Annotated in this window: 22 protein-coding genes; 15 read left to right on the forward strand and 7 right to left on the reverse strand. The window is 42.2% G+C overall.

From position 1 onward, the window contains the following. Nucleotides 1–43: 43 nt before the first annotated feature. Nucleotides 44–784 (forward strand): LPS export ABC transporter ATP-binding protein, encoded by a 741-nt coding sequence (gene lptB / locus ACRHOZ_RS03365; protein WP_422348560.1) that lies wholly within the window; start codon nucleotides 44–46, stop codon nucleotides 782–784. A 5-nt stretch (nucleotides 785–789) separates the two neighbouring features. Here the strand turns inward: lptB and ACRHOZ_RS03370 are convergent, their stop codons facing one another. Together ACRHOZ_RS03370 and ACRHOZ_RS03375 are read right to left on the reverse strand one after the other, a co-directional pair. Continuing rightward, a complete protein-coding gene (locus tag ACRHOZ_RS03370) occupies nucleotides 790–1,218 on the reverse strand; it encodes a PH domain-containing protein (protein WP_431122364.1) in 429 nt (142 codons plus the stop codon). Nucleotides 1,219–1,220: 2 nt separating this feature from the next. After that, the gene (locus ACRHOZ_RS03375; protein ID WP_431122366.1) at nucleotides 1,221–1,955 is read right to left on the reverse strand and encodes a CDP-alcohol phosphatidyltransferase family protein; all 735 of its coding nucleotides are present in this window, start codon (nucleotides 1,953–1,955) and stop codon (nucleotides 1,221–1,223) included. 105 nt (nucleotides 1,956–2,060) lie between these two features. Here ACRHOZ_RS03375 and ACRHOZ_RS03380 point away from each other — a divergent pair, with 105 nt between their 5' ends. The 11 genes from ACRHOZ_RS03380 (at nucleotide 2,061) to ACRHOZ_RS03430 (ending at nucleotide 16,306) form a co-directional block, all read left to right on the forward strand. Next, complete coding sequence (locus ACRHOZ_RS03380; protein ID WP_431122368.1) at nucleotides 2,061–3,239, forward strand: DUF4105 domain-containing protein; 1,179 nt, start codon at nucleotides 2,061–2,063, stop codon at nucleotides 3,237–3,239. 18 nt (nucleotides 3,240–3,257) lie between these two features. Beyond that, entirely contained in the window at nucleotides 3,258–5,135 is a 1,878-nt protein-coding gene (locus ACRHOZ_RS03385) for an ABC-F family ATP-binding cassette domain-containing protein (RefSeq protein ID WP_431122371.1), read from the forward strand. 37 nt (nucleotides 5,136–5,172) lie between these two features. After that, nucleotides 5,173–5,637, forward strand: coding sequence for a hypothetical protein (locus tag ACRHOZ_RS03390; protein WP_431122373.1), 465 nt, complete (start codon nucleotides 5,173–5,175; stop codon nucleotides 5,635–5,637). Nucleotides 5,638–5,653: 16 nt separating this feature from the next. Continuing rightward, entirely contained in the window at nucleotides 5,654–5,809 is a 156-nt protein-coding gene (locus tag ACRHOZ_RS03395) for a hypothetical protein (protein WP_431122376.1), read from the forward strand. Between the two features lie 46 nt (nucleotides 5,810–5,855). Next, the gene (locus tag ACRHOZ_RS03400; RefSeq protein ID WP_431122379.1) at nucleotides 5,856–6,155 is read left to right on the forward strand and encodes a hypothetical protein; all 300 of its coding nucleotides are present in this window, start codon (nucleotides 5,856–5,858) and stop codon (nucleotides 6,153–6,155) included. A 70-nt stretch (nucleotides 6,156–6,225) separates the two neighbouring features. Beyond that, entirely contained in the window at nucleotides 6,226–6,786 is a 561-nt protein-coding gene (locus ACRHOZ_RS03405) for a cob(I)yrinic acid a,c-diamide adenosyltransferase (RefSeq protein ID WP_431122382.1), read from the forward strand. 120 nt (nucleotides 6,787–6,906) lie between these two features. Then, nucleotides 6,907–7,131, forward strand: coding sequence for a DUF2795 domain-containing protein (locus tag ACRHOZ_RS03410; RefSeq protein WP_013551418.1), 225 nt, complete (start codon nucleotides 6,907–6,909; stop codon nucleotides 7,129–7,131). A 293-nt stretch (nucleotides 7,132–7,424) separates the two neighbouring features. Next, nucleotides 7,425–10,787 (forward strand): preprotein translocase subunit SecA, encoded by a 3,363-nt coding sequence (gene secA / locus ACRHOZ_RS03415; RefSeq protein ID WP_431122384.1) that lies wholly within the window; start codon nucleotides 7,425–7,427, stop codon nucleotides 10,785–10,787. A 160-nt stretch (nucleotides 10,788–10,947) separates the two neighbouring features. Continuing rightward, nucleotides 10,948–12,165, forward strand: a complete 1,218-nt coding sequence (locus ACRHOZ_RS03420) for a sensor histidine kinase (RefSeq protein ID WP_431122386.1) — start codon at nucleotides 10,948–10,950, stop codon at nucleotides 12,163–12,165. Nucleotides 12,166–12,208: 43 nt separating this feature from the next. Further along, nucleotides 12,209–14,722, forward strand: coding sequence for a M14 family zinc carboxypeptidase (locus ACRHOZ_RS03425; RefSeq protein ID WP_431122388.1), 2,514 nt, complete (start codon nucleotides 12,209–12,211; stop codon nucleotides 14,720–14,722). A 6-nt stretch (nucleotides 14,723–14,728) separates the two neighbouring features. Beyond that, on the forward strand, nucleotides 14,729–16,306 hold the full coding sequence (locus ACRHOZ_RS03430; RefSeq protein WP_431122390.1) for an amidohydrolase family protein: 1,578 nt from the start codon (nucleotides 14,729–14,731) through the stop codon (nucleotides 16,304–16,306). Between the two features lie 64 nt (nucleotides 16,307–16,370). Here ACRHOZ_RS03430 and ACRHOZ_RS03435 read toward each other — a convergent pair whose 3' ends face one another. Both ACRHOZ_RS03435 and ACRHOZ_RS03440 read right to left on the reverse strand, forming a co-directional pair. Next, nucleotides 16,371–16,517: a hypothetical protein gene (locus tag ACRHOZ_RS03435; RefSeq protein ID WP_420400329.1), complete on the reverse strand. Its 147-nt coding sequence runs from the start codon at nucleotides 16,515–16,517 to the stop codon at nucleotides 16,371–16,373. Nucleotides 16,518–16,519: 2 nt separating this feature from the next. Beyond that, nucleotides 16,520–16,756, reverse strand: coding sequence for a hypothetical protein (locus ACRHOZ_RS03440; RefSeq protein WP_431122392.1), 237 nt, complete (start codon nucleotides 16,754–16,756; stop codon nucleotides 16,520–16,522). Nucleotides 16,757–17,083: 327 nt separating this feature from the next. On the opposite strand from ACRHOZ_RS03440, the gene ACRHOZ_RS03445 reads away from it, so the two are divergent. Both ACRHOZ_RS03445 and msrA read left to right on the forward strand, forming a co-directional pair. Beyond that, the gene (locus tag ACRHOZ_RS03445; protein WP_431122395.1) at nucleotides 17,084–17,767 is read left to right on the forward strand and encodes a metal-dependent hydrolase; all 684 of its coding nucleotides are present in this window, start codon (nucleotides 17,084–17,086) and stop codon (nucleotides 17,765–17,767) included. Between the two features lie 74 nt (nucleotides 17,768–17,841). Then, nucleotides 17,842–18,522, forward strand: coding sequence for a peptide-methionine (S)-S-oxide reductase MsrA (gene msrA, locus ACRHOZ_RS03450; RefSeq protein WP_431122397.1), 681 nt, complete (start codon nucleotides 17,842–17,844; stop codon nucleotides 18,520–18,522). A gap of 177 nt (nucleotides 18,523–18,699) precedes the next feature. Here the strand turns inward: msrA and ACRHOZ_RS03455 are convergent, their stop codons facing one another. Genes ACRHOZ_RS03455 through ACRHOZ_RS03465 form a run of 3 tightly spaced genes read right to left on the reverse strand, consistent with a single transcriptional unit; the run spans nucleotide 18,700 to nucleotide 21,269 of the window. Then, complete coding sequence (locus tag ACRHOZ_RS03455; protein WP_431122400.1) at nucleotides 18,700–20,169, reverse strand: hypothetical protein; 1,470 nt, start codon at nucleotides 20,167–20,169, stop codon at nucleotides 18,700–18,702. After that, nucleotides 20,141–20,743 carry a hypothetical protein gene (locus ACRHOZ_RS03460; protein ID WP_431122403.1) on the reverse strand — a complete coding sequence of 201 codons (603 nt, stop codon included), beginning with the start codon at nucleotides 20,741–20,743 and terminating at the stop codon, nucleotides 20,141–20,143. The genes ACRHOZ_RS03455 and ACRHOZ_RS03460 overlap by 29 nt, the downstream gene beginning before the upstream one ends. Then, complete coding sequence (locus ACRHOZ_RS03465; protein ID WP_431122406.1) at nucleotides 20,727–21,269, reverse strand: RNA polymerase sigma factor; 543 nt, start codon at nucleotides 21,267–21,269, stop codon at nucleotides 20,727–20,729. The genes ACRHOZ_RS03460 and ACRHOZ_RS03465 overlap by 17 nt, the downstream gene beginning before the upstream one ends. A 126-nt stretch (nucleotides 21,270–21,395) precedes the next feature. On the opposite strand from ACRHOZ_RS03465, the gene meaB reads away from it, so the two are divergent. Then, nucleotides 21,396–22,487, forward strand: a complete 1,092-nt coding sequence (gene meaB / locus ACRHOZ_RS03470) for a methylmalonyl Co-A mutase-associated GTPase MeaB (protein ID WP_431122408.1) — start codon at nucleotides 21,396–21,398, stop codon at nucleotides 22,485–22,487. The last annotated feature ends 4 nt before the right edge of the window (nucleotides 22,488–22,491 follow it).

Genomic DNA, 22,491 nt, shown 5'->3' on the forward strand with positions numbered 1-22,491 from the left:
CCATGATCCCAAAAAAGAATATGTTTAGTTTTGGCGAATTCTTATGAAGCTACGTGCTGAAAATATCATGAAGGCCTATCGGGGCCGTAAGGTTGTAAAGGGCATCTCCCTGGAAGTAAACCAGGGAGAAATTGTGGGATTATTGGGACCCAATGGGGCTGGAAAGACCACTTCATTTTACATGATTGTTGGCTTGATCAAGCCCAATGGGGGGCAAATCTTTTTGGATGACATGGAAATTACCACCTTTCCCATGTACAAAAGAGCCCAACACGGCATTGGATATCTGGCCCAAGAGGCTTCGGTGTTTCGGAAACTAAGCATTGAGAAAAACATTTTAAGCGTCCTCCAATTGACCAAGTTGTCCAAAAAAGAGCAACACATGAAAATGGAGTCGCTTATTGACGAATTTGGATTGGGACACATCCGTAAAAACCGTGGGGATTTGTTATCGGGTGGAGAGCGCAGGCGTACAGAAATAGCCCGCGCCTTGGCCACGGATCCCAAATTTATTTTATTGGATGAACCCTTTGCCGGGGTAGATCCCGTGGCCGTGGAAGATATTCAGCGGATCGTTGCCCAGCTAAAAAATAAGAACATTGGAATTTTGATCACGGACCACAATGTTCAGGAAACCTTGGCCATCACCGAACGTTCCTACCTTATGTTTGAAGGTGGCATTCTTAAGGCAGGTGTCCCCGAAGAGCTTGCTGTGGATGAAATGGTACGTAAGGTGTATCTAGGTCAAAACTTTGAGCTTCGAAAAAAGAAGTTGGATTTTTAAATGGCCTATTTGCCCTCTTTTCTCATTTGAATTTCAATCTCTGGATTTATGGATTTAAGGTGATCGATGAACCCCTTCTTTTTCTTGGGGGACACCAAAATAAATCCATTTCCATAGCTTATTCCCAAACGATCCAACGAAGCGGCAGGTGCGCCCATGGGATTTCGGGTTTCCTTGATGCGATTGATAGTGGAAATTTTAATCCTCTTTTGATAAAAAGCAGCATAGTTAACGAGTAGATCATCGCCCTTTATATCATAGGAAATATAGAAGAGCAGATAAAGAACGGATCCCATTACACCAATATTAATCATTGCCCCTATCCAACTCCATTCCATGCTCAAGAAATAGAATACCACGAGAAAATTCAGTAGTGTCAATATAAACAACCAAAGATCTACTTTTGATCTATATCTGACGATTTCAGCGTCCATCCTCAAGTATTTTTATTGATCAAGGACAGCAGAATATACAATATCACAATTACAGGAATCGCTAAAAACCTGAGGGTAATCAAGAGCACCAAACTGGCAATCAAAAACAAATAACGTACGGCATTGTCCTTAAAACTCCAATTACCGAATTTCAAAGCGAAGAGTTCGATCCTGGAATTGAGCAAATAAGCACTCACTAAGGTCAATCCCAACAAAAACCACTGATTTAAAATAATGTTGTTGAGCGCATCATTATGATGGTACAACAAAATTAAGGGCAGGGACAAGATCAAAAGCGTATTGGCAGGAGTGGGCAGACCAATGAAGGATGAAACCTGGTTTTCGTCCACATTAAATTTGGCCAAACGATAGGCAGACGCCAAGGTGATTATAAAGCCAAAAAAGGAAATGGGGGCCACATCCGCTCCCAGCCATGGAATACCTCCCAATTGCCCTTCACTCCAACCAGAGGCCTGCGACATATCCAATAATTGAAACATCACTATACCTGGAACCACTCCGCTGGTAACCATATCGGCCAAAGAATCCAATTGGACCCCAATTTCACTTTGGACATTGAGCGCACGAGCGGCCAAACCATCAAAAAAGTCAAAGAAAATCCCAATAAACACAAAAATGGCGGCCATTTCCAATTGGTTCTGCACTGCAAACACCGTGGCCACACATCCGCTGAAAAGATTCAGGAGCGTTAAAAAATTCGGGATATAAGATCGCATAGGTTTTCTGGTTTTCGTAAAAATAAGCTAAAAAATGAACTGGTTTAAGTAATCGCTTCAGCCGAAGATACACCATGTCCTAATTATTCTGATATTTGCGGGACTATGTCGCAAATGAGACTGTTGGTTTTGCTATTGATGTTCGTTCTGTTGTCAGGAGGACGATTACTTTCACAGACCCCATCACTTTCGGAAAATTCCCAAATAAGCCTGTTGACCTGTGCCTCGGGAGATGAACTTTATTCCATGTTTGGCCACACAGCATTTCGGGTTCAAGATTCTGTATTGGGCATCGATGTAGTCTATAATTATGGTACTTTCGATTTTAACCGCCCCAACTTCTATTCAAATTTTGTTAAGGGTAGATTGATCTATTCCTTATCCAGAAGAAGTTTTGACCGTTTTTTGTTTGAGTATGAGCTGGAAAAAAGATGGGTAAGGGAACAGATTTTAGATCTGAGCTTGGAAGAAAAGAACCAGCTACTTGATTTTTTTGAGACCAATTACCGTCCCGAAAACCGGGATTACCTTTACGACCCCTTGTTGAACAATTGCTCCAGTATCACTGGGGTTATTTTAAAAGACCAATTTGGGAATGCCCTCGTCTTTGATGGCTCTCATTTGGACCAACAATACACTTTTAGGCAGTTGGTAAGACAAAACATGGATTTAAATTCATGGGCAAGCTTTGGCATAGATGTGGCCTTTGGCTCCGTGGTGGACCGAAAGGCATCGGTACAAGAGCACATGTTCCTACCCTACTATGCCATGAAACAAATCAGGAACACCACCAAGGACGGTAAACCCTTGGTAAAAAGGGAGCGGAGCATCCTGGACTATGCAGAAATAACACCGTCTGGCTTTTTTCCGCTTTCTCCCTTGTTTTGGTTTGCGTTGTTACTATTGTTTACCGCAATTGTGACCTATCTTGATCATAGACATGGTACCCGAAGTAGGTGGCTGGATTTTACCCTTTTTCTATTGACTGGGCTTATAGGTACGTTCCTTTTGATTCTTTGGTTGGCCACCGATCATACCTCAACACCTTGGAACTTTAATGTACTGTGGGCGTTACCCGTCAATTTGATAGTGGCCTATGTCTTTGTGTTTCCGCAACATTTGCCTTCATGGTTTGTAAAGTATCTTTGGGCAGCTATTGCCCTATTGGGGATTATGATCATTCTGTGGGTGTTTAAGGTCCAGATTTTTTCACCGGTTCTGATTCCCTTACTTTTGACCCTGGCCATACGATATGGTTATCTCTTGAAATTCGCAAAGAGTTAACGGTCCAAAAAACTTGCAATGAACTTACTGACAGTAGAAAACATATCTAAATCTTATGGTGAACTGGTCTTGTTTTCCCAAATTTCCTTCGGAATCAACAAAGACCAAAAAATAGCCTTGATTGCCAAGAACGGAAGTGGAAAGACTTCCATTCTCAACATCATGTCAGGGAAAGATGTGTCTGAAACGGGTCAGGTGGTATCTAGAAAGGGAATTAAAATCTCCTTTTTGGAGCAAGAACCCAATCTGAATCCCAATTTGACTATCGAGGAAACCATTTTTACTACTGATAATGAAATCCTGAAAGTTATTGCCAACTATGAAAAAGTTGTACTCAATCCTGACGAGACCGACCGTTACCAACAGGCATTTGATGCCATGGAGCAGCACAATGCCTGGGATTTTGAGACACAATACAAACAAATCCTGTTTAAACTGCATCTAAACCAATTGGATGCCAAGGTGAGCACTTTATCTGGCGGGCAAAAAAAACGACTGGCCCTGGCCAATGCCCTTTTGAACAAGCCGGACTTACTTATTCTGGACGAACCTACAAACCATCTGGACCTGGAAATGATCGAGTGGCTGGAAGCTTATTTTTCCAAGGAGAACATCACCCTGTTTATGGTGACCCATGATCGGTATTTTTTGGAAAGGGTCTGTAATGAGATCATTGAACTGGACAACAACCAATTATTTAGTTACAAAGGAAATTACTCCTACTATCTTAGGGAAAAAGAAGCCCGGGAGGAAAGAGAAGCTGTGGAGCAGCACAAGACCAAACTGCTGTTCAAAAAGGAATTGGACTGGATGCGCAGACAACCCAAAGCACGAACCACCAAATCCAAATCCAGGATTGACGATTTCAAGGAAATCAAAAAGAAAGCACACCAGAGAAGGCAAGATCACCAAGTGCAATTAGAGCTGAACATGGAACGCCTGGGCAGTAAGATTTTGGAACTTCACCATGTTTCCAAGGCTTTTGATGAAAAGACCATCCTTAATAAGTTCGATTACAACTTCACCAAAGGGGAACGTGTTGGAATCATTGGTCAAAATGGAACTGGGAAATCCACTTTTTTGAACCTGATTACCCAAAGTGAAAAACCTGATGGCGGAAAGATCGTGGTTGGCGACACCCTAAAGTTTGGTTACTACACCCAAAAAGGAATCCCCATCAAGGAAGGACAAAAGGTAATTGATGTGATTAGGGAGTTTGGCGACTATATTCCCTTAAAAAAAGGGAAGCAGATATCCGCCCAACAACTTCTGGAGCGTTTTCTGTTTGATCGCAAAAAGCAGTATGATTTTGTGGAAAAATTAAGCGGTGGGGAACGCAAACGCCTTTATTTGTGTACCGTTCTGATCCAAAATCCAAATTTTTTGATTCTGGACGAGCCAACCAACGACCTGGACATAGTGACTTTGAATGTCCTAGAGAGCTTTCTTCTGGATTTTCCGGGTTGTTTGATCGTGGTATCCCACGACCGCTATTTTATGGATAAAATTGTGGACCATCTTTTTGTTTTTAAAGGCAATGGCCTTATAGAGGATTTCCCCGGTAATTATTCGGATTATAGAGCTTATGAAAACAGCAGGGTCTTGGCAGAAAGGGAGGCCAAAAGCAATGCTTCGGACAAAGCCGGGAAGACATCCTGGAAGGAAAAGGATGATTCCAAAAAACTGTCCTATCTGGAACAAAAGGAACACAAACAATTGGAAAAGGAAATCCAAAAGCTTGAAGAACAGAAGGCCACCTTACAAAATCAATTTCTGGATCCTGAATTGAGCGGAGATGCGATCGCTAAATTATCTGTAGAGTTAAACGAAATAACAGATCAAATAGAAACCAAAACGGAACGTTGGTTCGAACTTTCCGCAATTTTGGAAGGTTAACATGTATTTCAGGATAACTTCTTATCTAAACTTTCTTTTGAAATCCACAAATGAGCATGGGGTACACTCTCCCTTTGTTTTCAGATTTGTGACCCAATGCTTGTACAGTAAGGGTAAAGCACATAAAAGCAAAAGCATAGATGTCCTTTTAAAGTGTATCTTCTATTTTGATGTAAGCAAGGTGGCCATTTTAGATCATTTGCAGGCCGCCCAAACCATAATGAATTCCTTTCCACATTTGGAATATGACAAACAATCATCTGATGTTGTCTTTGCCAATCAGTTTGATCTATTTCATTTCAATCAACTGTTGACCGAAGGAAAACTTCATAACGATAGTGTGGTTTTAATTGATGGAATACATCAAAATCCGCAAAAACAAGAACAATGGCAATCATTGATAACCTCCCCAAAGATTACGGTAAGCATTGATATGTACCATTTGGGGGCTATTTTCATTCGAAGCGAGCAAGAAAAGGAACATTTCACCATCCGGATTTAAAAAAGTAATTTTAGGTATGGAAAGTGCAACAACAGATTACACCATTTGGTACGTACTTGGAATCCTCTTTCTTATTTATCTGATTATCCTTTTCAGTAACAGAAGAGGCAAAAGGCGCAGAAAATCAAGAAGATTCATGGACGGTAAAAGACGTCACGATAAGAACAGTTGACAATAATCAATGGACAATTAACAATTACCAATAAGTTCCAAACCACTTGAGAAAAATTCTTTATACAAGTTTGATTACCCTTCTGGTTTTAGTAATTGTTCTGGCTACAATTGGTGGAGGGCACGGAACATTTCTAGTAGCCAAATTGATCTATCCATGTTCTATGATAATAGCAGTATCAAATGACCAGATCGGAATAGCTGGGATAATTCTAGCAATCCTCCAAATACCGATTTACGTTATGATTATTAGTAAAAGACCTAAATTGGCATATCAAATATTTGGAATACATATGGTTGCTATAATTATAGTTTTAAATATGTCAACAGAAGCCTTTTCAGGGTAAGTACTACTTAATTTATTGAACCCAGTACTGGTTATTAACCATTGATAATTGTCCATTGATAATTGAATACATGAAAATTTACACCAAAACAGGCGATAAAGGAACCACCGCGCTATTTACAGGCAAACGCGTCCCCAAGCACCATATCCGAATAGAGAGTTACGGAACCATTGATGAGCTGAACTCTTTTTTGGGATTGCTACGAGATCAAGATATGGATAGTCATACCAAAGATGTGCTATCCCTTATCCAGAACAAGTTGTTTACGGTTGGTGCCATCTTGGCTACGGAACCCACCAAGGAAAACCGATTAAAAATCCCTCGAATTGCTGATGAGGACATCAATTTATTGGAGAAAGAAATGGATCAAATGAACGAAGAACTTCCAGAAATGACCCATTTTATTCTTCCTGGCGGACATACAACCGTGTCATACTGTCATATTGCCAGAACTGTTTGCCGAAGGGCCGAAAGAATGATCTCCTACCTTCATGAAAATGACCCCGTACCCGAAAGTCTGTTGTCATATATCAATCGTCTTTCCGACTACCTTTTTGTATTGGCACGGAAGTTGTCAAAAGAACTGCAAGCAGAAGAGGTCAAGTGGATTCCCGAAAAATTGAAAGAATAAATCCTAATTTTCTGCGTTTCAGATTAACACGCTAAAAATATTTTTTAAATAATACCGATTTTACTTGACAAATTCGGTTTAAAAATTATTTTTGCAAAAAATATAAATCAAACCGTAACTATGTACTGGACATTAGAATTAGCTTCATATTTAAGTGATGCGCCTTGGCCAGCCACCAAAGACGAATTAATAGATTACGCCATCCGTACCGGAGCTCCTTTGGAAGTTGTGGAAAACCTACAATCCATGGAAGAGGAAGGTGGTGAAATATACGAGTCCATTGAAGAAATCTGGCCTGATTATCCCACCGAGGAAGATTACCTCTGGAACGAGGACGAATATTAAACTCCAAAACAAAATCAAATTAAAAGCCCTATTCAGGGCTTTTTTTTGTGCTGTTCTTTAAGGAATGCCAACAAAGGAGGACATCAGTTCTTGTATTGGGTATCAGGTATTTAGAGACGATTCAACTGAGGAACATGGGTTGGAAACCCTAATTTGTGGGAGCAAAGGTTAATTTTATAACCAATTTTAATGTGTTTATAAGCAGTTCTCTGTAATTTTGACAGCCTTGCAAGGGCATTCCAAGCCGTTCTGGACAATGGAACAACTTTTGCAATTCAAAAGAAAATTTATTCATGAGCTTTATTAATTCCGTACTAAAGGTTTTTGTTGGGGATAAGTCCGAGAAAGATGTAAAAGCACTACAGCCTTTGGTAAAAGAGATCAGGTCCTTTGAACAAACATTGGAAGGATTGTCACATGATCAACTCCGTCAAAAAACAACTGCGTTCAAATCGCAGATAGCAGAGGATTGTAAGGAAATCAATGATCAAATCGCTGCGCTTAAAGAAGAAGTTCAAAACTCTACCGATATTGATCGTAATGAGGAAATCTACTCCGAAATAGATAAGCTCAATGAAGAGGCCTATAAAATTTCAGAGCAGACCTTAAATACCATTTTGCCCGAAGCGTTTGCTGTGGTTAAAGAAACCGCCAAACGTTTTGCCAACAATGAGACCCTTACCGTAACCGCTACGGAATTTGACCGAAGCTTGTCCGGCACCAAGGACTATGTTATGCTGGAAGGAGATGATGCTGTTTGGAAAAATTCGTGGGATGCCGCCGGTAAGGAAGTGACCTGGGACATGATTCATTATGATGTCCAGCTCATAGGAGGAATTTCCTTGCATCAGGGGAAAATTGCAGAAATGCAGACTGGAGAGGGAAAAACGCTTGTGGCCACTCTCCCACTCTATCTCAATGCACTTTCTGGAAAAGGAGCGCATCTGGTTACCGTAAATGACTATCTGGCAAAGCGGGATAGTGCATGGATGGCCCCCATCTTCGAATTCCATGGCCTATCCGTGGAATGCATAGACAAGCATCAGCCCAATTCTGACGGAAGGAGAGCTGCATACAACGCAGATATTACCTACGGAACCAACAATGAATTTGGCTTTGATTACCTCCGTGATAATATGGCCCATACGCCAGGGGATTTGGTACAACGACCCCACCATTATGCCATTGTGGACGAGGTGGATTCCGTATTGATCGATGATGCCCGTACCCCGTTGATCATATCAGGGCCTGTTCCTGAAGGGGATCGCCATGAGTTCAATGAGTTAAAGCCCAAGGTTTCAGATATCGTCCAAAAACAACGCCAGCATTTGACAGGGGTTTTGGCTGAGGCCAAGAAGCTCATCAAGGAAGGGGATACCAAAGAAGGCGGATTTCTTTTGCTAAGAGTATACCGTGGCTTGCCTAAAAACAAAGCACTTATTAAGTTTTTGAGCGAAGAAGGGGTAAAACAACTACTTCAAAAAACGGAAAACTTCTATATGCAGGACAACAACAGGGAAATGCCCAAAGTGGATGCCGACCTGTTGTTTACCATTGATGAAAAAAACAACCAGATTGAGTTGACCGATAAAGGGGTCGATTATATCTCTGGAGACCAAGACAAGGATTTCTTTGTGATGCCCGATATTGGTGGAGAAATCGCCAAGATTGAAGAGCAAGAGCTGGAAATTGAAAAGGAAGCAGAGCTTAAAGAAGAGCTTTTCAAGGATTTTGCCGTAAAGAGTGAGCGCATCCATACCATGAGCCAATTGCTGAAGGCCTACACCCTCTTTGAAAAAGATGTGGAGTATGTGGTGATGGACAATAAAGTGATGATCGTAGATGAGCAGACGGGTCGGATTATGGACGGTAGACGTTATTCCGATGGTTTGCACCAAGCTATTGAGGCCAAGGAGAATGTGAAGATTGAGGCCATGACCCAAACCTTCGCCACCATCACATTGCAGAATTACTTCAGGATGTATAACAAGCTTGCTGGGATGACCGGTACGGCGGTTACCGAAGCTGGGGAATTCTGGGAAATCTACAAGTTGGATGTGATGGAAATCCCAACCAATAGACCAATCGCTAGGGACGATAGACACGATTTGATCTACAAAACCAAAAGGGAAAAATACAACGCCATAATTGAAGAGGTGACTGATCTCTCCAAGGCAGGAAGACCGGTATTGATAGGTACAACTTCTGTGGAGATTTCGGAATTGTTATCCAAATTGTTGAGCGTTCGTAAAGTTCCACACAACGTACTTAACGCCAAATTACACAAAAAAGAAGCCGACATTGTTGCCGAAGCAGGGAATGCCGGAGTAGTGACCATCGCCACTAACATGGCAGGTCGTGGAACGGATATTAAACTAAGTGACCAGGTAAAAGCTGCTGGCGGATTGGCGATTGTCGGTACAGAAAGGCACGATTCCCGAAGGGTGGACAGACAGCTACGTGGACGTTCAGGACGTCAGGGTGATGTGGGTAGTTCCCAGTTCTATGTGTCACTGGAGGATAACCTTATGCGTTTGTTTGGCTCCGACAGGGTTGCCAAAATGATGGACCGAATGGGACTGGAAGAAGGGGAAGTAATCCAACATTCCATGATGACCAAGTCCATTGAACGGGCCCAGAAAAAGGTAGAGGAGAACAACTTCGGAATTCGTAAACGTCTTTTGGAGTACGATGATGTTATGAATGCGCAACGTGAGGTGGTTTACAAACGAAGACGACACGCGTTGCAGGGTGAACGCTTAAAGGTGGATATAGCCAATATGATCTATGACACCTGTGAGGTTATTGCAGAGACCAACAAACTGGCGGAAGATTATAAGAATTTTGAGTTTGAGTTGATCAAATACTTCTCCATTACCTCTCCGGTTACGGAGGAGGAATTCAGAAAATTGAGCTTCCAAGAAATCGCCAACCAAGTCTACAAAGGCGCGTATGATTTCTATCAGCAGAAGATGGAACGCAGTGCCACAGTGGCCTTTCAGGTAATCAAAAAAGTATACGAGGACCAAACCAACAAGTTTGAGCGTATTGTGGTTCCATTTACGGATGGTATCAAGACCTTGAATGTGGTCACCAACCTGGAAGAGGCCTATAGCAGTGATGGAAAACAGCTGATCACAGACTTCGAAAAGAATATCTCACTGGCCATTATAGACGATTCCTGGAAAACACATCTGCGTAAAATGGACGAGTTGAAGCAATCCGTTCAATTGGCGGTGCACGAACAAAAGGACCCCCTATTGATCTATAAGTTTGAGGCCTTTGAGCTTTTCAAGGACATGATTGACAAGGTAAATAAAGAAGTAATATCCTTTTTGTTCAAAGGGGAGCTCCCATCCGAGAATACCAATCAAATCCAAGAGGCCAGAAACGTAAGGAGACCCAAGGAAAATCTAAAAACCTCCAAAGAGGAAATCCCGAACAGTGATGAACTTGCGGCTCAAAATAGAGCTGCCGGTCAAACCCAGGGCAGAAGACCACAGGTCACGGAAACCGTAGTACGGGAAAGACCAAAAATTGGAAGAAACGAGCGGGTGACCATAAAAAATGTGATGTCGGGAGAAAGCAAGACCGTAAAGTTCAAACAAGCTGAGCCTCTGATAGATAAGGGCGAATGGGTCTTGGTTGAGGATTAACCCGAAATGCAAAAATTGAAAAAGCGGCAGTCATTTACGGCTGCCGCTTTTGTTTATAACAAAAACATAGTTAGTTTTACATCCCAAACACCCCCACATAGCTACTTTTACCACTGCTTTTCAACCATCTGTGGTAAAATGGAATAACCATACCATGACTATGAACATGCCCAACGAGGAAAATCGTCGTTTGCAGGATAAAATCCAGTTGATTCTTAAGGTCAACCACAATTCCATCTTGACTTCCATAATTTTTGGGCTTGTTTGCATTTTTCTCCTGGATATAAAAGGCATTATCCCTTATGTTTTCTTCGGTTACGCCGCTATAAATTTTCTGAATACTTATCTGTACAACAAGCATAAAAACCTTACGGCAACCTACAATATTGCGTCTTTGCTGGCAATGGCTGGCGGAATATTGATCACCATCCATAGCGGAGGTATTCAAAGCCCCTTTATTTTGGTGTTGGCCATTGTGGTATTTGCAGGCTATGTGACCACCAAAATGTATGGACAGTTTTACCTCATTGTAAATCTGATATTGGTAGCTGCCATCTTTGTGTATGATCTTGCCGATTTGAATCTTACGGCAAATATGGTTCCCGAGGGTTCCAGAAGATGGTTTGCTTTTTTAAGCGTTGTGTTTGCCGTGTATCTATTGGGAGGAGTATTTGGAAGGAACCTGTTGCGCGCCCATCACAATTTATATAAGTCCAGAAAAGAAGTACAGGAGCGGATTGAGGAAAAAGAAACCCTACTCAAAGAAGTACACCACAGAGTTAAAAACAATCTTCAAACTGTTTCCAGCTTGTTGAGTTTGCAATCCAGGGCTGTTTCCGATGAGAAAATAAGCAGCATCATCAAGAGTAGCCAAAATAGGGTGGTCTCCATGGCCATGGTACATGAAATGTTGTACAAACGGGACGACTATTTGTCCAAGATAGAGTTGCGCCCCTATGTGGAGGAGCTTTGCAATTATCTCGTTCGGTCTGTAAAAGGCAATACCAATAAAATAAAGGTCAACCTTCATGTAGATGATTACAAACTCAGCATTGACACCGTAATTCCACTAGGTTTGATCATCAACGAAACCATCACCAATGCGCTTAAATATGGAATAAAGGGCGATGATGCCGGTGAAATCCTGATTTCCTTACGCCAGTTATCTGAAAAACGCTATGAAATGCATCTGGGCGATAATGGTGTGGGCTATGCAGATACTATCGGCCCAGAAACTTCAAAGTCCCTTGGTCTTAAACTGATATACAACCTTGCTCGACAACTTAGGGGCACCATTGAACGAGACCCTGAAAAACAAGGCACCTATTACCGGTTGGAATTCGAGGAAATTATAGAGGAAATCAAGGCCATTGATTAAATCCTTTTTCTATCTTTAGAAGATTAACTTAATCTTTCCCAACATGTTGAAAAAACTACTCTTGGCAGTACTTTTTATGGGTACTACAGTTTCAGCACAAGACTATTTCTTCAAAAAATACCATCCTTTTAATTCCGATATCCCTTCACCAGAGGAGTTCCTCGGTTACCCCATTGGTCAGCACCATACCAGACACGATCTAATTGTGGCCTATATGACCAAACTGGCAGAGACTTCTGATAGAGCCAGTATCTATGAATACGGAAAAACCCATGAAGGCAGAAAATTGGTCATCTTAACGGTGACATCACCAAGTAATCTGAATAATCTGGATCAAATCAAAAGTCAGCATTTGCAGTTTGTGGATCCAAACCAAAGCCCCACCAACTACAATGATGTTCCCATTTTTGTCAATTTGGGATATAATGTTCATGGTAATGAGCCTTCCAGCTCTGAAGCGGCAATGCTAGCTGCATATACCCTAACTGCATCCAACCACCCTGAAATTCTCAACTATATCAATAATGGGGTGATTTTTATTGACCCCACCATCAATCCAGATGGAAGGGATCGGCATACCCAATGGGCCAATATGTATCAAGGTAGTCCATTGGTGGCAGATCCGCAGGATGCTGAACATAACGAATACTGGCCTAGAGGAAGAACCAACCACTATTGGTTTGACCTGAACCGGGATTGGCTTTTGGGTATTAATCCAGAAAGTCGGGGTAAATTGACTTGGTACCATCAATGGTATCCCAATGTGGTCACGGATTTCCATGAAATGGGCACCCAAAGCTCCTATTTCTTCGAGCCGATGAAAGACAACGCTTCCTGGGATCCCATAATGCCCAAGGAAAATTATATCGACCTCAACAACCTATTTGGGGACTACTTTGCCAAAGCCTTGGACAGTATTGGTTCGTTTTACTTTACCAAAGAGGTATTTGACGGGACTTATCCTGGATATGGTTCCTCCTACCCCGATTTACAGGGCGGATTGGCTTTGTTGTTTGAGCAAGCCAGTTCAAGAGGCCATAAACAAACCACGGCATTTGGGGAGATTACCTTCCCGTTCACCATAAGAAACCAATATGTTTCCAGCATAGCCACTGTTAAAGCGGCAGTTGAAAACAAAGCGCAATTAAGGAAATACCAACAGGATTTCTTCAAAAGTGCGTTGTCCATTGCTTCAAAAAGTAGAGTCAAAGGCTATACGTTTAGGGATGATCATGATCCAAATAGGGTCAAGGCATTTGTAGACAAATTGCTCCTCCACAAAGTGGACGTTTACCGCTCTGGAAGCCAATTTGTGGTTCCTACCAGACAACCTCAATATCGGATGGTTCAGACGATGTTCGAAACTTATGAAAAGTACCGGGACAGTGTATATTACGATGCATCGGCCTGGTCTGTGGCCAACTTTTACAACATGAAGTACAAACCGGTTTCCAACTTAAACCTGGGAGAGCAAATCACCTCCTTGGATAATTTGGTAAATCCCAATGGGGTGTCAAAGACGGATTATGCCTATATCATTGATTACGATGATTACAACGCTGTTGCCGCATTACATTATTTACAGTCCAAAGGCTTGGTGGTATCATCATCTTTTAAACCCTTTACGGCAAAAACCGTAATTGGTAATCAAAGGTTTAATTATGGGGCCTTGGTTGTGGCGGTAAGTCTTCAAAAAAAGGACTCCGATGAAGTATATAAGCTGATTCAGCAAGCCCAAAAGAAATTTCAGGTGCCCATTTATACTGCGGCTACGGGTTACAATGCTGCGGGGATCGACCTGGGGAGCAGATACGTGGAACCTATTACCCAACCCAAGGCTGCTTTGCTGATTGGGGACGGCGTCCGCTCTTATGACGCAGGAGAAGTATGGCATCTTTTGGATACCCGAGTGCACATGCCCATCACCAAAATCCCAATGCGCAACTTTGGAGGAGCCAATTTGGACAAGTACAATACCTTGGTCATGGTGTCCGGAAGCTATGATTTATCCAAAAAACAGCAGGAAAAAATCAAAAATTGGGTTAGTAATGGGAATACTCTGGTTACCATTGGAACAGCTTCCAAGTGGGCCATTGAAAAGAAACTTGTTAAGGAACGATTGACGGAGAAGGAAGAGGATTCCACTAAGACGGTGGTGAGAAAACCCTATGTTGATGCCCCTGAACATCTAGGGAAAGAGAGTGTTGGCGGTGGAATCTTTAAGGTAGATTTGGATGTTACCCATCCCCTGGCCTTTGGGTATCACGACAGCTCTATCCCGGTATACAAGAACAATTCGGTTTGGTTGGCTCCAAGTAAAAATGAATATGCCACGGTGGCCAAATACGCCAAAAACCCACATATTGACGGTTTCATTACCAAGAAAAACATGGAAGACTTCCTAAAACCCTCCGCTTCCTTAATTGTAAGTAAAGTTGGTAGTGGAAGAGTGGTTCTCTTTGCGGATAATCCGAATTTTAGAGGGTCTTGGTACGGTACCAATCGACTTTTCCTAAACGCACTGTTTTTAGGTGATAAAATTGAAATTCCAGAATAAGATATCATGAAAAAGCTTCTTATCCTTTTGCTTCTTTGCAACGGTTACCTTGTTTTAGGGCAAGACCATCTCAGCGAAGGCCCCTTTCCGCAACTTATAATACGGGGAGTCACCTTAATCAACGGTAACGGAGCACCACCACGCGGGCCCATCGATATTGTGGTTGAAAACAACAAAATTGTGGATATCCAGGTTGTGGGTTATCCGGGGGTCAAGATTGATGAAAGCAAAAGACCCCAACTTAAGCCAGGCGGTAAGGAGCTGGACTGCGAAGGCATGTACCTTTTACCTGGGTTTGTGGACATGCACGGCCATATTGGCGGTGTGGCCCAAGGTGCAGATTCCGACTATGTATTTAAACTTTGGATGGCCCATGGCATTACAACAGTTAGGGAACCCGCTGGAAGAGGGATTGCTTGGACTTTGGATCTTAAGAGAAAGAGCGAAAAAAATGAAATCATTGCTCCCAGAATCCGGGCCTATACCGCATTTGGACAAACCACTAAAGATTTCAACCCTCTGGATAATGGTCCCATTAGTACGCCAGAGCAGGCAAGAGCATGGGTAAGATCCAATGCAAAGCAAGGTGCGGATGGCATCAAGTTTTTTGGGGCAGCTCCTGAAATCATGGCCGCAGCCTTGGACGAAAACAAGAAATTGGGGTTACGTTCGGCTTGCCACCATGCCCAAATGGACGTAGCACGATGGAATGTGCTGCATTCTGCTAGGGCTGGACTTACCAGTATGGAACACTGGTATGGGCTTCCCGAGGCCTTGTTTGAAGACAGGACTGTACAAGATTATCCCTTGGACTACAATTATCAAAACGAACAGCATCGGTTTGAGGAAGCAGGAAAACTGTGGGAACAAGCGGCCAAACCCTATTCAGAACATTGGAACAAGGTAATGGACGAGTTAATCGCACTGGACTTTACACTAGACCCCACTTTCAACATCTATGAAGCCAGTAGAGATCTACATAGGGCGCGAAGGGCGGAATGGCATGAGGATTATACCCTGCCAACCCTTTGGACCTTCTACCAACCCAGTAAAATATCCCATGGCTCTTACTGGCACGATTGGGGTACAGAACAGGAAGTGGCCTGGAGAAACAATTACAAACTATGGATGACTTTCGTCAATGAATACAAGAATAGAGGCGGTAGGGTAACCACAGGTTCCGATTCTGGATTTATCTTCCAGCTTTATGGTTTTGCATATGTTCGGGAAATGGAATTGTTACGGGAAGCTGGGTTCCATCCGTTGGAAATTATTCGCTCCGCCACCTTAAACGGGGCAGAAGCATTGGGCATGTCAGACCAAATAGGTACTGTGGAGGTGGGAAAATTGGCAGATTTTGTGGTTGTTGACGAAAATCCACTAAAAAACCTGAAAGTTCTTTACGGCACAGGAGCTGTGAAACTCACGGAAGATAACAAGGTTGTTCGTGTGGGCGGGGTTACTTATACCATCAAAGATGGCATTATTTACGATGCGAAGGGGCTTTTGCAAGACGTAAAGACAATAGTACAGCAGCAGAAACAAAAACTAAACTACAAAATAAAGCAACCGGGATTAGAATGATGTCCATAATGGGGGTGTGTTGATTAGATATTTCTAAAATAGGTGAATATGCAGGTGTAATGGCTTAAAAATCGCTCTCCTGCGATTTAATCCGATTAAGCGTATCGGTATTGGATTCTGGCCTTCTTTTGCGCAAGGAGAACAAAATGGATGCCACCACAAAGGCGGTGCTAAGAAATAAAGCAAATGGTATTGCGATTTCCAATATCATGATTAAGCCAATTTAGACTTGTTTCTTTTAGTTCTGAAAGAAAGAGCTTTCTTGATTCTGGAGTTCTTGAACATATATAGTCTAGCTACTTCGCTATTCTTTTTAGTCTCTTCCTGAATCTCAACAATCAATTCAACACCTACAGTAGTAGTTTCTACTTTTACCTCTTTGGAAACGTTTTGCGCCATAGCTACAGTTCCGAAAAAGACGATTGCGATGATGGTTAAAATTGCTTTCATGACTTGGGTTATTTTTACATGGTAAAGTTACCTTGGGGTCTATCCGGCTCAGATTTTCATCGCTTAACCCTCCTTTTTTTTCGGTGTGGGAACTTTTTTCGGCTGAAGTGCATTTTATCCTCGATGAAAGATTTCAAGCAAAAAAACAGGCTGCCGATAGCTTGTGCATTTCATCGATATTCCCAGTAATAGCCAATGGTACAGACCGCGCACTTCATCTGGTTTTTTGGTGAAATCATCGGATGAAAGTTTTGGGTCAATACCGTTTATTTCATAATTTCAGGAGCAATTCGCGAACCTTAATCCCGATTTTTTGAATCTTCCATTATGAAAATTACTTTTCTCGGCCATGCAACCATCCATCTTGAGATTGGCGACTCCAAAATCATTATTGATCCGTTTATCAGTGGAAATGAACTTGCCTCCCACATCGATGTGAATTCCATTGAGGTAGATTACATATTATTGACCCATGGCCATCAGGACCATGTGCTGGATGTGGAGGCTATTGCAAAGAACAATCCAGACGCCCTTCTCATTTCCAATTTTGAGATTGTACAGTGGTTTGCCGAAAAAGGAATCCAAGGTCATCCCATGAACCATGGAGGTAAACACAGTTTGGAATTTGGAACCATCAAATATGTGAACGCCATTCATTCCAGTGTACTACCTGATGGCACTTACGGAGGTAACCCTGGAGGGTTTGTTATCAACGCTGCTTCCAAAACCATTTATGTTGCAGGGGATACGGCCCTTACCATGGATATGAAATTGATTCCCCTCACCTCACCTCCCATAGATTTATGCATTATGCCTATTGGCGACAATTTTACCATGGGATATGAAGATGCTGCAATGGCTTGTGATTTTGTGGAATGTAATACAGTGTTGGGCTGCCATTATGATACTTTCCCACCCATTGTATTGGATAAACAAGCTGCCAAATCTTATTTTAAGGCCCAAGGCAAGGAATTGTTGCTTCCAGAAATTGGGGAAAGCATTGAGATTTAGTTTTTAATTAACCTTGAACTACAGTAATGCGCACACCTTCTGCCCGACCAACAAGAAAATTTAAGTTTACAATAATGAAAGTAATTCTCTTTGCGATGCTTTTCATCGCATCCACGGGTTGTAAACCCAAAACTATACAACAGGATAAGTCCGTTGCGGTGAAGCAAGAAAAAGTTGAAAAAAAGCCTGCGGCGGTGCAGAAGGACCTTCAAAATTATGAAACAGCATATTTTGCAAGTGGTTGTTTTTGGTGTGTTGAGGCCATTTTTGAAAGTGTCAAGGGAGTTGCAGAGGTGCATTCAGGGTATTCAGGAGGTTTTGAAAAGAACCCAACCTATGAGGAAGTGGCCTACGGCAGAACCCATCATGCAGAGGCGGTTGAAGTATACTATGATCCTGAAGTAATCAGTTTTACCGAATTGGTCCAGGTGTTTTTTGGCTCACATGATCCAACTTCACTAAATAGGCAAGGGCCAGACAGGGGTGCCCAATACCGTTCCATTGCATTTTATAAAGACAAGGAGCAGAAAAACATCATTAAGAAATATATAGAAACCTTGGAAGCTTCCGAGGTATATGGGAGACCCATTGTAACCCAGGTGGTGAAATTCAACAAGTTCTACAAAGCTGAGGATTATCACCAGGATTATGAGAAGAGGAATCCGAACAATTCCTATATTAGGAATGTGTCCATCCCCAGATTGAATAGGTTCAAAGAGAATTTCAAATCGTACTTAAAGGAAGAAAGCCACTAACCTATTGCTTTACTAAACCAGTACTGTTTTTAAAGAATGGAGAATTGAAAATGGAAAGTTAAAAAGGGAAAATTGAAACCACTTGGTTACCTGCCTCTTAGGAATTGATGCCTGATTTTGGAATTTGGGATTTGGGATTTGAACTTTTTGACTTTTGACTGTGCTTGTCACATTCGTCTATTGATCTAGCACTACTTCGCTATACTTGGAATTAATGTTGATGGTTTTATCACCTTTATTGTTGATGTGGTAGCCTTTGTGCACTACGGTATTGTAATTCTTGGAACTGTCCATTTGTAAACTTTCAGGAAACTCAAAGTCGGACAAAGTCTCGTTCACATAGATAGCAAAAGGTACATTGGGCAATCCGAAATCCACTTCTCCGTTCTCCACAGTGATATCAATATTGGAGAAGGAATCCGCCACAGACTCAATATGCACCGAACCCAAATTATTGGTAACAAAGATCTTGTTCACTAATTTATCAATGGAAACTCTGGAGGAAACCGCATTCAATCTCAGTTCCTTCACTTCCTTAAGATCCACTTTTTCCGAAAAATCCGTCTTTAACTGACCATAATTCCATTTTTGAACCACAACAGGCGTATAGGATGCCCTAATATCCGTTCGATCGCCATCAATGGTGGAAGCAAGCAAGCTTGCATGGGACAAGCTTGCTTTAATGTTTTTGGTATTGGCGGAAAGCTTTACCTCCCCATGCCTAACGTTCATTTTTAATTTCACCGACTTTGGCATTTTAATCTTGATTCGTTTTTTCACCTTGTACTCTCTATGCTCCCCATCATCCGAAGAAAAGTAAAAGATGTTGGAATCATCGTCTCCTCGAATGGTAAAGGTTCTACTCTCTATAATCTGTTCCCTTTGCTTATGCCGATGCTCCCTTTGTTTTGCCCTAGCTTCTTCGCGGACTGCCCGTGCCTCATCGCGTACCGCTCTAGCTTCTTCCCGCAGGACTTTACGTTGCTCCATAAGGGCTTCACGCTGCTCCATTAGGGCCTCCCGCTCTTGCTCCCGCTCCTCGGACATTTCCTTTATCCTCTCGCTCCATTCCTCCAATTTCTTTTGGTAGTCTTTGTTAAAACTCTTGTCGAACGATTTTTTCCATTCCTTCAAATATTTATCTCCATCTTTTTTATAGGCATCATAATCGAAATTTGTAAATGGCACAGGGGGTAATGGCGGTAATTCTGGCAACACGAATACCTCTGGCAATTCAGGAATTTCAAGCTGTTCAAAAAAGGGCTCCACCATAGGGGCATCCGGAATCACAATGTCAAAATCTCCTAAATTCATATTTCCTGAGGTAACTATGCTATAATCACTCCCGCTGGTTTTAACCTGGATCTCCTTGCTGTTGCCCATAATTTTTACAGCATCCTTTTTAAAGTAGTTTTCAGCTTCTTCATCCGAAGCGCCATCCAGCTCCACTACCGCTGTAATTTCAACCGCCGGCTTGTCCCAAGTTTCAAACTCAATGTCGGCATGTTTGGTGTCAATGTTCAACACCGTTTCATCGCCCACATTGAAAGTCTCCTTGTAGGTTTTGGTTTTTTCCTGTGCCTGGCCTATAAAGCTGGCCAGAAACAGGAGGAAAACACTAAATAATATTGGATTGTTTCTGTTCATTTTTTGATGATTTTAATTGATTTAACTTTGATTTTAACTTCTGTAACAACTGCAAACGTATTTGCAGGTTTTTGATCAAGGCATTGATGGTTTGATCATTGGGCCCAACACTATTCAACTCTTTATTTAATGCCTTGTATTCTTCGTCCAATTGGACCAACTGGTCCATAAAACTGTGAATGATCACTTTGTTTTCTTCGGAAAACTCCAATTCAGACAGCTCTAGGTTAATGTTGGTCAAGTAATAACTTTCTATTTTCTGTAAGTCCGGGGAAAGGTCTCCCAAGGATATGGTCTGGATTTCTGTTTCATCAGAATCGGTTCCCACCACTTGTCCATTGGGATCAGGGTCAACTGAACCATTGCTCTGTAAAAAGTAAGCTCCAAGGGCAAACATCACCACAATGGAGGCGGCTATTTTTAGCCAGAACATTCCCTTGGACTTTTTAGCAACTGCCACTTCTGGGATTTCCTGCTCCAATTTGGACAAAAACCGCTCTTCATGTCCTTTCTTCATGGAATAGGTCTTCTGGTCCCTTTCCTTTTCGAACATTTTTCTAAGATCCTGTGCCATAAGCTACATCTTTAAGTTTTTCTTTTAACTGTGCTTTCCCCCTCAGTAATCGGGTGCGGGACGCAGTATCGGAAATTCCTAAAATCTCCGCTATTTCACTGTGGTCGTAACCCTCTATCAAAAACAGTTGTACCACGTACCTATATTTTTCGGGCAAGCCATCCATCGCTTTTTTGACCTTTTCCAAGGTCACACCATCATCCACACTCCAATCCTCATCATCAGTCACATGCAAATGCCCCTCGTTAAGCTCCACCTTTTGCTGGTGTTTCGACTTTAAAAAGTCGATGCACCGATTTACCACAATCCGTTTCAACCACGCCCCAAAAGTGACCTCGCCCCTAAACTGGTGAATGCGTTGAAACGCCTTAATGAAGGCTTCCTGTACCATGTCTTCTGCATCATCTGCATCTTTGACAAATCGTACGGCTACCGCATACATACCCTCGCAATATTGCTTGTACAATTGCATCTGCGCCTTATGGTCGTTTGCCTTACATTGTTCTACCAGTTCAATTTGAAACATGGAGAGTTAAAGGTTTGGTGTTTTAGTTGTTTGCATTAAGGACGATACAAATTTGGGCCCGTTGCAAAATAGTGTCGTTTTACAGCTTTTTTAACAAAAAATGGAAAATCCTCCGATTCGGTTGCCATGAGAAAACTTTATACCTTCGTACAAAACCTAAGCATTCTGCCCTTGGCCAGCGAAAAAAGCATACCTGAAAATACTGCTTCCAAAATAAAACAACTCCGTAGGCAGGAAATCCCATTAGAAAAATTGACTGATGGGATTTTGGAAGGCAATAAAACCATGCTTTCCAAGGCCATTACCCTACTGGAAAGTTCCAATCCAGATCATTTTGCAAAGGCCAACGCTGTAGTGGAAAAATGCCTTGCCAAACCAAACCAAAGCATTCGAATTGGTATCACAGGTGTCCCGGGCGTTGGTAAAAGTTCGTTTATTGAAGTCCTGGGCAAAACGCTAACCGGTCTCGGAAAAAAGGTAGCTGTTTTGGCTGTGGATCCCACAAGCTCCTTGAGCAAGGGAAGTATTCTTGGGGATAAGACCCGCATGCAATCACTTTCCAAGGATACCGATGCCTTTATCCGACCTTCACCATCAGGCGAATCCTTGGGTGGGGTGGCACGAAAAACCAGGGAAAGCATTATTCTTTGTGAGGCTGCTGGATTTGATGTGATTCTTGTGGAGACTGTAGGTGTGGGTCAAAGTGAGACGGTAGTGCACAGCATGGTGGATTTCTTTTTATTATTGAAACTATCCGGTGCCGGGGATGAACTTCAGGGCATAAAACGGGGGATTATGGAAATGGCGGATGCGATTGCCATCAATAAGGCGGATGGACATAACCTTCAGAAGGCCAAATTGGCCGAGACCGAATTTACCAGAGCCCTACATTTGTATCCTCCAAAGGAGAATGGCTGGACTCCCAAAGTGCTGCGTTGCTCTGCTATGGAAAACACTGGAATTCTGGAAATTTGGGACATGATTCAGGAATTTGCCGACCAATCCATCAAAAATGGGCATTTTGACAAAAACAGAAAGACCCAAAACAAAAATTGGTTCCTACAAACCGTTGATGAGGAATTGAAACAGTTTTTTCATCAGAAAAAATCATTTAAATCCCAAAGGGATAGCTTGCTCAAGGATATCGAATCCAACAAAATCTCACCCTTTTACGCGGCAAAAACCTTGTTGGCAAGCCTGACCCAAGAACTTAAATAAAAGA

Origin of the sequence: Flagellimonas flava, assembly GCF_050617915.1 — a bacterium.
Lineage (GTDB): Bacteria > Bacteroidota > Bacteroidia > Flavobacteriales > Flavobacteriaceae > Flagellimonas > Flagellimonas flava_A.